This window comes from Bradyrhizobium sp. WSM4873 (assembly GCF_055811355.1).
In genome coordinates, this window is the sequence record NZ_JBVVPS010000009.1 from 115,078 (window position 1) to 127,222 (window position 12,145).

General features: G+C 63.6%; 9 protein-coding genes and 1 tRNA gene. 7 read left to right on the forward strand and 3 right to left on the reverse strand.

Going from position 1 to position 12,145, the window contains the following annotated elements:
* The first annotated feature begins 43 nt into the window (after nt 1-43).
* Nucleotides 44-1,633, forward strand: coding sequence for a phosphoglycerate dehydrogenase (gene serA, locus AC0L21_RS15115; protein WP_247358003.1), 1,590 nt, complete (start codon nt 44-46; stop codon nt 1,631-1,633).
* Nucleotides 1,634-1,786: 153 nt separating this feature from the next.
* Nucleotides 1,787-2,959: a thiolase family protein gene (locus AC0L21_RS15120; RefSeq protein WP_473262639.1), complete on the forward strand. Its 1,173-nt coding sequence runs from the start codon at nt 1,787-1,789 to the stop codon at nt 2,957-2,959.
* A gap of 133 nt (nt 2,960-3,092) precedes the next feature.
* On the opposite strand, the gene AC0L21_RS15125 is transcribed toward AC0L21_RS15120, so the two are convergent.
* Nucleotides 3,093-6,524, reverse strand: a complete 3,432-nt coding sequence (locus AC0L21_RS15125; protein ID WP_473262640.1) for a PAS domain-containing sensor histidine kinase — start codon at nt 6,522-6,524, stop codon at nt 3,093-3,095.
* A 651-nt stretch (nt 6,525-7,175) separates the two neighbouring features.
* Here AC0L21_RS15125 and AC0L21_RS15130 point away from each other — a divergent pair.
* Entirely contained in the window at nt 7,176-7,607 is a 432-nt protein-coding gene (locus AC0L21_RS15130; protein WP_473262641.1) for a phasin, read from the forward strand.
* Between the two features lie 194 nt (nt 7,608-7,801).
* Nucleotides 7,802-7,878, forward strand: a tRNA-His gene (locus AC0L21_RS15135).
* Between the two features lie 65 nt (nt 7,879-7,943).
* Here AC0L21_RS15135 and AC0L21_RS15140 read toward each other — a convergent pair.
* Both AC0L21_RS15140 and AC0L21_RS15145 read right to left on the reverse strand, forming a co-directional pair.
* Nucleotides 7,944-8,594, reverse strand: coding sequence for a hypothetical protein (locus AC0L21_RS15140; RefSeq protein WP_473262642.1), 651 nt, complete (start codon nt 8,592-8,594; stop codon nt 7,944-7,946).
* Nucleotides 8,595-9,254: 660 nt separating this feature from the next.
* Nucleotides 9,255-9,659, reverse strand: a complete 405-nt coding sequence (locus AC0L21_RS15145) for a nuclear transport factor 2 family protein (RefSeq protein WP_473262643.1) — start codon at nt 9,657-9,659, stop codon at nt 9,255-9,257.
* 484 nt (nt 9,660-10,143) lie between these two features.
* Between AC0L21_RS15145 and tenA the strand changes: the two genes are divergently transcribed.
* The 3 genes from tenA to AC0L21_RS15160 all read left to right on the forward strand — a co-directional run bounded on the left by tenA (nt 10,144) and on the right by AC0L21_RS15160 (nt 12,118).
* Nucleotides 10,144-10,818 (forward strand): thiaminase II, encoded by a 675-nt coding sequence (tenA, locus tag AC0L21_RS15150; protein WP_473262724.1) that lies wholly within the window; start codon nt 10,144-10,146, stop codon nt 10,816-10,818.
* Nucleotides 10,819-11,146: 328 nt separating this feature from the next.
* Nucleotides 11,147-11,668, forward strand: coding sequence for a type II RES/Xre toxin-antitoxin system antitoxin (parS, locus tag AC0L21_RS15155; RefSeq protein WP_210183136.1), 522 nt, complete (start codon nt 11,147-11,149; stop codon nt 11,666-11,668).
* Between the two features lie 9 nt (nt 11,669-11,677).
* Nucleotides 11,678-12,118, forward strand: coding sequence for an RES family NAD+ phosphorylase (locus AC0L21_RS15160; RefSeq protein ID WP_473262644.1), 441 nt, complete (start codon nt 11,678-11,680; stop codon nt 12,116-12,118).
* The last annotated feature ends 27 nt before the right edge of the window (nt 12,119-12,145 follow it).

The window sequence follows — 12,145 nt, forward strand, 5'->3', positions numbered from 1 at the left end:
CGGATGACGGTCTCAGATTTATCGACCATCAGGGATCATTCCCATGACCAAACCCAAAGTTCTCATTTCCGACGCGCTCTCTCCCGCCGCCGTGCAGATCTTCAAGGATCGTGGCGTTGAGGTCGACTTTCAGCCCAATCTCGGCAAGGACAAGGACAAGCTCGCCGAGATCATCGGCAATTACGACGGCCTCGCGATCCGCTCCGCGACCAAGGCGACCGCGAAGATCCTCGAGAAGGCCACCAATCTCAAGGTGATCGGTCGCGCCGGCATCGGCGTCGACAACGTCGAGATTCCCGCCGCCACGGCCAAGGGCATCATCGTGATGAACACGCCGTTCGGCAATTCGATCACGACCGCCGAGCACGCCATCACGCTGATGCTGGCGCTGGCCCGCGAGATTCCGCAGGCGGATGCTTCGACCCAGGCCGGCAAGTGGGAGAAGAACCGCTTCATGGGCGTCGAGATCACCGGCAAGGTGCTCGGCGTCGTCGGCTGCGGCAACATCGGCTCGATCGTCGCCGACCGCGCGCTCGGCCTGCGCATGAAGGTGATCGCGTTCGATCCGTTCCTGTCGCCGGAGCGCGCCAGGGACATCGGCGTCGAGAAGGTCGAGCTCGACGATCTCTTGAAGCGCGCCGACTTCATCACGCTGCATACGCCGCTGACCGAGAAGACCAAGAACATCATCGACGCAGCCGCGATAGCCAAGATGAAGAAGGGCGTGCGCCTGATCAACTGCGCCCGCGGCGGCCTCGTCGACGAGCAGGCCGTGGTCGACGCCTTGAATTCCAAGCACATCGCCGGCGCCGCATTCGACGTCTTTGTCGAGGAGCCCGCCACCGCGAACGTGCTGTTCGGTCATCCCAACGTGATCTGCACGCCGCATCTCGGCGCGTCCACCACCGAAGCGCAGGAGAACGTCGCGCTTCAGGTCGCCGAGCAGATGTCGGATTACCTGCTCACCGGCGCGATCTCGAATGCCGTCAACTTCCCCTCGATCACGGCGGAAGAGGCGCCGAAGCTGAAGCCGTTCATCGCGCTCGCCGAAAAGCTCGGCTCGTTCGCGGGACAGCTCACCGAGAGCGGCATCCTCAAGGTCGAGATCACCTATGAAGGCCACGTCGCCGAGATGAAGATCAAGGCGATCACCTCCGCCGTGCTGTCCGGCCTGCTGCGGCCGATGCTGGGCGAGGTCAACGTCGTCTCCGCGCCCGTCGTCGCCAAGGAGCGCGGCATGGTGGTGGACGAGATCGTCCGCGCCGCCCAGAGCGACTATGAAAGCCTGATCACCGTCACCGTCACCACCGAGCGGCAGGAGCGGTCGGTCTCGGGCACGGTCTATGCCGACGGCAAGCCGCGCCTGGTCGACATCAAGGGCATCCGCGTCGACGCTGAATTCGGCAAGTCGATGATCTACGTGACCAACGAGGACAAGCCGGGCTTCATCGGCAAGTTCGCGAGCCTGCTCGGCGATGCCAAGATCAACATCGCGACCTTCCATCTCGGCCGCGTCGCGCCGGGCTCCGATGCCATCGCGCTGATCGAGGTCGACGGCGCGGTGCCGGCCGATCTGCTCGCCAAGGTGCAGGCCCTGCCGCAGGTCAAGCAGGTCAAGGCCCTGACGTTCTGATACGCCGACATATTCCGACCCGCGGAACAACGCCGCCCTCTCGCGAGGGCGGCGTTTTTATTTCTCCCGCGACCACTGGACATTGTGTACCAATGGCGCCGAGAAGACCTCGACCGGCGCTCCGGTCAAAATCGTTCGAAAAGGGAGAAAACAATGCGTGAAGCCGTCATCGTTTCCTATGCACGCACGGGCCTCGCGAAATCCGGCCGCGGCGGGTTCAACATCACCCCGCCGATGTCGCTCGCGGCCCACGCCATTCACCACGCGGTCGACCGCGCCGGCGTCGAGAAGGACTATGTCGAGGATTGCTATCTCGGCAATTGCGCCCATGGCGCGCCGAACATCGGCCGCCAGGCCGCGCTGCTGGCAGGAATGCCGAAATCGACCGGGGGCGTCTCGGTGAACCGGTTCTGCTCGTCCGGTCTCCAGACCATTGCGATGGCCGCCAACTCGATCCGCTCGGACGGTTCCGACTGCATCGTCGCAGGCGGCGTCGAGAGCATCTCGATGCCGGGCGGCGGGACGCCGAAGGAATCGATCGATCCCGAGCTGCTCAAGACGGCGCCGGCGATCTTCATGGCGATGATCGACACCGCCGACATCGTCGCCGAGCGCTATAATCTCAGCCGTGAATATCAGGACGAATATTCGCTGGAGTCGCAGCGCCGCATGGCCTCCGCGCAGCAGGCGGGCAAGTTCAAGGACGAGATCGTCCCGATGAAGACCAAGATGAAAGTGGTCGACAAGGCAACCAAGGCCGAGTCGATCGTCGATTACGTCGTCGACCGCGACGAGTGCAACCGGCCCGAGACCACGCTGGAAGGTCTCGCCAAGCTCGAGCCCGTCAGGGGTCCCGGCAAGTTCGTCACGGCCGGCAACGCCAGCCAGCTGTCGGACGGTGCCGCGGCCGTGGTGCTGATGGAGGCCAAGGACGCGGAGAAGCGCGGCCTCAATCCGATGGGCCGCTTCGTCGCCTGGGCGGCGGCAGGTTGCGAGCCGGACGAGATGGGCATCGGCCCGATCTTTGCCGTGCCGAAGCTGTTGAAGCGTCATGGCCTGAAGATCGACGACATCGATCTCTGGGAGCTCAACGAAGCCTTCGCCAGCCAGTGCCTCTATTCGCGCGACAAGCTCGGCATCGATCCCGCCAAGTACAACGTCAACGGCGGCTCGATCGCGATCGGCCATCCCTTCGGCATGACCGGCGCGCGTCTCACCGGCCACATCCTCCAGGAAGGCAAGCGCCGCAAGGCCAAATGGGGCGTCGTGACGATGTGCATCGGCGGCGGCCAGGGCGGCGCGGGACTGTTCGAGATTTACAGCTGAGACGATAGCCTCATTGAATGCGAAGGGCACGGCGCCGCAAACGCCGTGCCCTTTTTGTTTGGGTGATTTGGGCTTGCGAGCTCTCTCAACGCGGGTCGTCCCGCCTTCGCCGGGACGACGATGTGGTGAAGGCTCAAGCCTGCGCCAGCGCCGGTGCGAACACCACCTCGATCAGCGAGCCGGAGTTCGCCGCGCTCTTGATGTTGAAGCGGGCGCGGTTGGCTTCGACCAGGGCCTTGGTCAGCGACAGGCTCAGCGCCGAATTGTCCTCGGCGTCGCCGGGCGGTGGCGTGCGGAACGGCTCCATCGCGGCGGCGACTTCGCGCTCGCTGAGGCCGTGGCCGGTGTCGCGGATGCGAAGTGCGACCTCGCCGCGGTCGGTGAGCGCGGTCGAGACGATGACCTGGCCGCCGGCGCTGGCGAGCCGGATCGAGTTCGAGATCAGATTCATGGTGATCTGCCGCATCGCGCGCGCATCCGCGCTCACCTGCGGCAGGGCATGGCCGAGCGAGGTGCGGATGATGATGCGCTCGCGATTGGCCTGCGGCTGCATCACGACCACGCAGGCCTCGACCAGATCGTTGAGGTTGAGGTTGGCGAAGGTGAGGTCGAGCTTGCCGGTCTCGATCCGCGACAGCTCGAGCAGATCGTCGATGATGGCGATGACGCGCTCGCCGGAGGCGCGGATGTCCTTCATATATTCGCCGTAGCGCTCGTTGCCGAGCGTGCCGAAGCGCTCCGAGATCATTACCTCCGAAAAGCCGATGATGGCGTTGAGCGGCGTGCGGATCTCGTGGCTGATCCGCGCCAGCATGTCGGCCTTGGCATTCGCCGCGCCGTCGACCAGGCGTCGCGCCTGCGTCAGCTCGCTCTCACCCTGCTTGCTGTGCGAGAGATCGCGGAACACGGCGAAGAAGTTCGGGCCGTCGGGCCGGGTGCGGCCCATGATCATGGCGAGCGGAATGACGCCGCCCTTCTTCTCGCGCCCCAGCACCTCGCGGCCGTGGTCGAGCAGGCTCGCGATGTCCTGGCTCTTGAGGTTTTCCAGATAGTCGATGACGACATGCTGGCTCTCCGGCGCGAACAGCGTCACCAGATTCTGCTGCATCAGCGTCTCGCCGTCATAGCCGAACAGCGCCTCGGCGCTGCGGTTGCAGGCGTGGATGTTGCCTTCGGCGTCGAACATGACGATGCCCTCGGCCGTGGTGTCGAGGATCGCGGCGAGATCTTCCGCGTCCGCCTCGCCGACGTCGGGCTCGGTGGGCAATATCTCCGGAACAAAGGTCTCGGGAGCAATGGCCTCGGCGACGACGGTCTCCGCGATCAGGGGCGCAACGGGCGCGGCCTGCGGCAGCGCGCAGATCAGCGCATGCGCGCTCTCGCCGTCCCAGTCGATCGCGTGCAGATGCGCCTCGGTGGTCGGCAGCGGCGCTTCGCCATTGGCGAGCGTGGCGCTGATCGTAACAGGCGTGCCTGCTTGCGATGTGCTGCTGGCCGCGGACACGCCCGGCTCGACATAGAGCGCGTCCAGCCCGCCGGCATTCTCCAGTGCGCTGAGGCTGGCATAGCCCATGCGCGCGAGAAACGCGGGGTTGGCGTAGAGCAGGCGGTCGAGCCGATAGATCAGGATGCCTGATGGCAGCAGGTCGAGCAGCGCGCGGTCGCGCGTGCTGTGGCCGTGCGCGGGCGGCGCGGGCTCGCTCAGCCATTCGGCCGGCGCATGCGGCGTCTCAAACTCGGGCTCGCGCTCCGGCGTCGGCGCTTCAGGCGTGATCTCGGCATCCGGCGGCTCGGCCGATGCCGCGATGGTTTCCTTGTCGCGTTCGAGGCGCTCGGACAATTGCCGGGCGAGCTCGTTGAACGCGCTGTTCTCGACCGGCGTCAGTGTCGGCGATCGCGTGTCGCCGGGCGCGCGGAACGGCAGGACATTGGGAGGCGTTTCCACTGGCGTTTCCGGATCGGTTGGATGTGAATTCGCGTCGGTTGTGGGTTCGGGCAGTTCAGCTTCAGCTTCAGCTTCAGGCTCAGGCTCAGGCTCAGGTGCGGGCGGCTCGATCGGCGGAGGCGGCGGCGCCTCTAGCACTGACTCTGGCTCGGGCTCCGGCTCGATCACATCGGCGGACAGGCTTTGCGGCGCCGCCGGTGCGGCCAAAAGCTCAAAACGCCTGAGCGCATCGAGCCGGTTGAGGCCGTCGAGATCGCGGCAGACGCCAAAACCCCTGAAGCCCGCGAAGTTGCGGTCGCCGTCGTAAACCGGAAGCCCGGCAAGCTCGACCGGCAGATGCTCGCCGCCGTCGGCCGGCCAGTTCACGGTGACCCCGGCCCAGGTATCCTTGCTCGCAAGCGCCTGCGCCACGCGGCCTTCAGGGTCGAGCGCGAATGCGTCGGCGATCTCGCGCCAGGGGCGGCCGAAGCCGGCGGCCGTGCGCGGACCGATCAAGTGGATGAATTCGTCGGAGAGCAGCACAAAGCGGCCCTCTGCATCCACCTTCCAGAGGAAGCGCAGCGGATGCTGACGCGGTGCGGGCGGCTCTTCATGGCCCGACGGCGGCTCGACCATGCCGGTCACGGTCGGCGCGGCCTGCGGCGACACCATGGCTTCGGCCGAGTTTTCAACCGGAGTTTCTGGCGCGGCTTCGGCCGCTTGCTCGACGGCTTGCTGGATCGTCACGATCTCGGTCGCCGGCTCGCGCGCGGGCGGTTCGTGCGCGATCGTTGCTTCCGGCGCGTCCTCGGCGAAGGCATCGAACAGCGCGATTTCGGATGGCGCCTCGTGCGACGGCGCTGCTTGAACATGCTCCGGCACGGCGGCGGGAGCAGCGGGCGGCGCAGCCTCGCGCTGGACAATGTCTTCGCGCGCGACCTCCTCAGCAGCCCCGGCTTCGACCTCATCACTGGCTGCCGCCGCCTGCTGCACGGCAGGCTCGATCAGCGCGACCAGGCCGACATCGGCCCCGCTGCCGACCCGCTGCAGCACCATCTGCCCGATGCCGATCGGCGTCTCGGCGCGGCCGAGGCTGAGCGCATCGCTGCGCGCCTGTTCGAGGCCGGCCTCGCCGAGGTCGCGGAAGCCGAGCAGGGTGCGGGCCGTTTCGCTGGCGCCGACGAACAGGCCATCGGGCGCGAACGCCGCCATCGGCGTCTTGGCGCCGTCGACGAGACGAAGCAGCCGCTCGACCAGCGGCATGGACCGTAAGCCGGGGTCCATCGCGGTAACGAGCACCGCGCGGCCGCCATCGGCGAACTCCAGCCGGGCACAGGCACAGGTCATCAGCGTGCCGAGCCGCGCGCCGAAGCCGCGCAGCCGTTCGAGCCGGATGGCCCCGTTCGCAGGCAGCCGGCCGGCCAGCCGGACGATCTGGCGGCGGTGGCTGTCGGCAGGGCCGAAAATCCTGTCCGCCAGCGCCGTGGCATTGGCCGCGCCGAACAGCCTTGCCCCGACCGGATTGGCCCAGAGCACGCGTGTGCCGTCGATCGACCAGAGCCAGGCGGGCAGCGGCGAAGTCGCGTGCACGGCCAGCCGGGGATCGCCCACGCCTCGCAACTGGAAATCCGAACTCGTCATCCGACCGGCTTCGCGTCCCGCTTGTGCGCATCAGGCTGCCGGGAATGGCAGCCTTAAGAAAGGGTTAGTATCGCCCGCAGCCGCGGGCAGGTCCACGTCCCAAGCCTATGCGCCAAGGCCTAAAGCCGCGATAACCTTAATGTCCCCAGGCCCGCAAGGCGCAGCCGCGCTGCATCCGCAGGATTCGCGCGTGGCAAATGGTCAGTCGCGTCAACCCGAACTCGCGCCCCAACCCAGCTGCGTTCCCTCCCCCCTTGTGGGGGAGGGCTAGGGAGAGGGGTAAGCCCAGCAAAAGCTGCCAGTCGTTGCCCCGAGGCCGAAGCGCGACGGACAGAATCCCCGTGTGGCACCCCCCTCCCTGACCATCCCCCACAAGGGGGGAGGGAACGGAGAGAGCGCTGCCGGCGCACTCAATTACCTCAACCACCGGTTCCCCTGCCCGGGAACCTCATCCTCCCCGAGATTAAATTTGCGCAACGCACCCTCAAACCCGTTGCGATGCACAATGTTGACATTTTAGGCAGGCATGGTCCTCGCGCTGGGCGAGCCATCATTCGTTTCGTGTTTCCAGTCTTCGCACCCGTCACCCGGTCGGCCGGCGGGCGCGCCTGAAGGCTCACTCCGTTTTTTCATTAGTGTGAGGGACAAACCATGACAGGTGCGACTGATCCGTTTTCTGCCTCGATCATTCCGTTCGAGGTCCCCGAGCAGGTGCGTGCGTTCGCCGAAAAGGGCGTGTCGCAGGCCCGCGAGAACTACGCCAAGTTCAAGGACGCCGCCGAGACCCACAACGGCACCGTCGAGGCCGTGTTCTCGTCCGCCCACAAGGGCGTGAGCGAATACACCGCCAAGCTGATGGAGTTCGCGAAGGCCAACACCAAGGCCCATCTCGACTTCACCCAGGAGCTGTTCAGCGTGAAGGCGCCGCAGGATGCGTTTGCGCTGTGGACCAACCATTCCAAGACGCAGCTCGAGACCTTCCAGGCCCAGGCCCGGGAGCTCGCCGAGATCACCCAGCGCGTCGCCACCGCGACCGTCGAGCCGATCAAGGCCTCCGCCGCGAAGCTCTACCCTGCCGCCTGATCTGGCCGGGTCGTCTCAATTAAGAAACCCGGGCCTAGAGCCCGGGTTTTGCTTTGGAAATAACCTCGTTTGCGGGACGTTTTGAGGGTGTTGCGGCCTTGCCAAAAACGCCCGTTGCACCTAGTTTCCGCCCCGTCCAGCCCCCCTCGGTGACCGGCCCTATCAAGGGCGCCCCTCGGGCGGCTCGCAAGGATGCAGTTGTAGCTCAGTTGGTTAGAGCGCCTGTCTGTGGAACAGGAGGTCGGTGGTTCGAGCCCACCCAACTGTACCAATTAAATCAGCAACTTAACTAATGCCGGCCCAAGGTTCATTCTCTTGAGCATGCAAGTGCTCGGCTTATGAAAAGCTAGGATTCTTCAACACGATCTTGGTGATGTCTGAGTAGAAGGCATAGACGTTTTCCGGCTCGATAGGTGCTAGGCCCGGATGGGCGCTTTGATTGCGCAGATCGAAGCAGTGACGCAGGCGCTGATGTTGATTGCCTTCGATCAACTGGAGGTATTCGAGCACGAGCAGTAGATCGGTGTCGAACACACGTTGCAGTTCTGACAAGCTTTCAATTTTCATTTTCTTTTTGAACTGCTTGTATCGTCCATAGTCCTTCGCAGCCATTTCTTCGGAAGCTTGGCTATTCTCCTGACGTTGCAATGATAGTTCGTGTTGCTTATCGAAGTTGTCCGATCGGGCAGCGACGCGTGCAATTTCGTCGGTTTTTACCTTTAGAAGGTCGGTGTCGTACGCCGAGATTCTTTCCTTCATCTCCCGGGACGTAGACATAAAGACAAACAGGGCAATTGCGATCGGAACTATATACAGCGCGTTCAACAATTGCCATGCGAACGCTGGGCCCGAGAAACGCGAGAGAATTCCTCCGCGGTTCGCACCTTCCGACTGTCGTTGAAGCGCGGGCGGCGGTGGAGTCCGAATATCGAAAACCGGAAGCGTGATATTCCATTCCATTCCCGACGAGCCAAGTGCTTCGTCCAAGGCACCCGGTGCGTTTGCGCTCAATATTGTGGTCACTACTTCGACGGTGAGACAAACGCGTCAATTATCTGATCTAAGTGCTCTATGACTGTCTTGATATCGATCGAGCCGTACCAAATATCCTCCACCGAAAATCGGACGGCACCCAAGGCTTGCTCGCGCCTTGTTTCTCTTCCTGGATCGGACGTTCCTGGCGGGTAGGCCCTCCGCAGAAACGATTTGAAGCGCTCTCGCAAAAAGTTGGGAAAATACTCCCTGATGCGACGTTCAAGATCGCCGCTTCCGTCTGGTAGAGGAAAACTCAGATGAATATTCTCGACGTAATCTCGATATCCTGCCCAGAACTCCTCTCTAGATCTACCTCTGAAGTAAGGTGACTGTGCCCGGATCGTTATGGTCGACGTGGTCTCTCTCGGAGGGCGGCCCAACGCCCCTTCCGTCTCTTCCCCAGCCATGTCCCCAGTCTCCAAACTTCGAAGTACGTACCCAATTAAATGCTAGTGGCGGGCGTATACCGCAACCAAAGATAGCTACTCTACAACAAGTCGTATTGCAGTCCAGCCGCAATCAGGCCGGAAGTGCTGCGGCATTGGTGGACATCTATAGCTTCCGAGCTGGCAATTGCAGTGCCCGAAACTCAACAACGTCAGGCGACGCCCCTCAGGCGATCATCGCCTTGATCTGCGCAGTGTCCGCAAACTCAATCAGTTCAACGATCTTGCCGTCCTGAAATCTGAACAGGTCCAGGATCTCCGTGCCGGAAGCCTTCCCGGTCGGATGGTGTCGAACGACGACGCGGGAATGAACGGCGACGCGATCTCCGTCCACCAGCTCAGCCAGGATTTCGCGACCTTCGAAACCGAATTCATCAATCAATTTACTGAAGGCCCCACGCAGGGTCGGATGCCCCTGCATACTCCCTGTCAGTGCGAGCGCGCTCTTGTCGCCCATCAGGGTGAACAGACCCTCGGGATGAAAGGCTGTCACCAAGCCCTCGGCGTCACCGCCGTCGCGTGCCGCGTAAGCGCTTCTGATCAATGCCAGCATCTCTTCACGCTGTCCCATCTTACCCTCCCCGCATGACGTATCACGGCAGACTAGCCACCTTTGCGTGCAGATGCAAAATCATCGAAATGAGGGGTGAGGGCTCAGCACGCCACGATGTCGGGGCGCTCGCTTTCGTTCCCCGATTTCAGGAGAAAACGGTGTCGGGCTACGCCGAACCTTTTCACGACCTTAGGTGTTTGTGTTGCGGCAGGACTGACAACGCTGAGGAGCTGAGACATGAATGGAATTATCTATCTGGTCGGACTCGTCGTCGTGATTGGTGTGGTGCTCTCGTTCCTGGGCCTGCGCTGATTGGATATTTGGCAGGTGGTGCGGCGCACTCTCGAGCATTCCGGCGACGGTGCACAAAGCCCCCGACGCGGGGAGTGCCCGCAACGCTGCTCAAAACCAATTCTGTCCGCGGTCACCGTAGCTCCCCGGTTCGCAATACGCTATCGGTAGCAAACCAAGGGCGTTCGTGGACAAGCAGGCCGGGCAGATCGTGAGTTTCTTCGAGCGTCTCAAGACAGCAGCGTCCGTTGAGTGGCGGGCCTACACCGAGCATCCCTTCACGAACGGATTGGCGGACGGCTCGCTCCCCGAAGCGGCGTTTCGTCACTATCTCGTTCAGGACTATTTGTTCCTCATCGAGTTTGCGCGCGCCTACGCGCTCGCGGTCTACAAGTCGCCCCGACTTGCCGACATGCGTGAAGCCGCGGCCGGCCTTTCGGCCATCCTCGATGTCGAGATGAATCTGCATGTGAAGCTCTGTGCCGATTGGGGTCTGTCCCCGACTGACCTTGAACAGGCCCCTCCGGCGGCCGAGATGCTGGCCTATACACGCTACGTGCTCGACGCGGGAATGCGCGGCGACCTGCTGGCACTCAAGGTGGCGCTTGCCCCCTGCGTGATCGGGTACGCGGAGATCGCAACGCGGCTCGCCTCGCTCCCCCTCGCGGACGCCGCGACGAACGCCTATCGCGTCTGGATCGCCGAGTACGCCGGCGCCCCGTACCAGGAGGTCGCGGCCAAAGCGCGGGCGCATATGGAGCATCTCGCCGATCTCTACGCCACGCCGGCGCGCGAGGCGGAACTGATTGCGATCTTCAAGGAAGCCACCCGACTCGAGGCAGACTTCTGGCAGATGGCTTGGCGCGCGGGCCAGCGTATTCAATAGCTCTTTCAGGCATTGTCAGAGCTTCCCGGCATGAGGTCGCGAGAGCGCCGCCGCGCTTGTATCCGGCAGCCCATGTGCTTAAATGCCACTTGGCTGTATTTTTTAGGCATTTGGCATTACGGCGGTCCCAATGGCAAAGAACGAGCGGACTGGCAAAGGCGTTGGTTCAACCTCCCGCGGGCTTCGTGCCCCCGGCTCGCTGACCAACAAACAGATCAAGACGATCGCGGCGGCAGCCCTGACCCAGCGGCCTGACCGCAAGCCGTCATCGAAGCCGACGCACAAATCTCCTCCCGACAAATCGCGCGGGGGGACGGCAATTGAACGCTTGTTCGCCGCCGAGCAGGACCACACCTATCAACCGCAAGCCGGCGCCATTGTCGTGCAGGGGCATTTCGATGCGGTCACGGGGCTCTCCACCGTCACTGACGCGCCTTCGCTCGGGCTGGGCAGGGGCGGGGCGGACGAATCGCAGCCGTCGGCCGAGCTGTTCAATGTCGTTATCGACGCCAACAGCCTGTTTCGCATCGAACCTGCCGCGCTCAAGCGCCTCGCCAATTACAGCGACGACGAAATTCACGCGCTTGTCGTGCCGAAGCGCACGCTGGCGCGGCGGCTGTCGGAGGGCGAGCCGCTGACGGTCGAGGAGACCGACAAAGCCGTGCGGCTGGCGCGGGTTGACCGATTGGCCGCCAACGTGTTCGGCGAGCCTGCGAAGGCGCACCGCTGGTTGCGCAAGCCCAAGAAGTTGCTTCGCGGGGAAACGCCACTTGCTTACCTCGCGACGGAAGCGGGCGCGCGCGTCGTCGAAGAGATGCTGCACCGGATCGATCACGGCATCCTTGCGTAAGGATTTGGCGTGAGGATCTGGCGGATCTCCAACTTCGACGATCTGTCTGGCGTGGGCGGGCTCAAGGCCGACGGCCGCTGGCATGATCGCGGCCGGCACGCGGTCTACGCAGCGGATCATCCGGCGTCGGCACTGCTCGAAGTGATGGTGCATCTGGAAATCGATTTCGAGGACCTGCCGACGAGCTACCAACTGCTCGGCCTCGACGTGCCGGACGACCTCGCCGTCGAGACGGTGAGCCGGGCCGACATCGAGAGTATATCGCCGGATTGGGCTGACGATCCCAGGGTGAGCCGCGATGTGTTGCGGACCTGGTTCACCGAGGTGCGCACGGCGATGGTGTCGGTGCCATCGGTCATCGTGCCATTCGCGCAAAACTACCTCATCAATCCCAGGGCACAAGGACGCGGCGCGCATCCGCGTGGCGCATGTCGCGCGCTATCCCCATGACCTCAGGCTGTTCGGCCAACGGCCGGC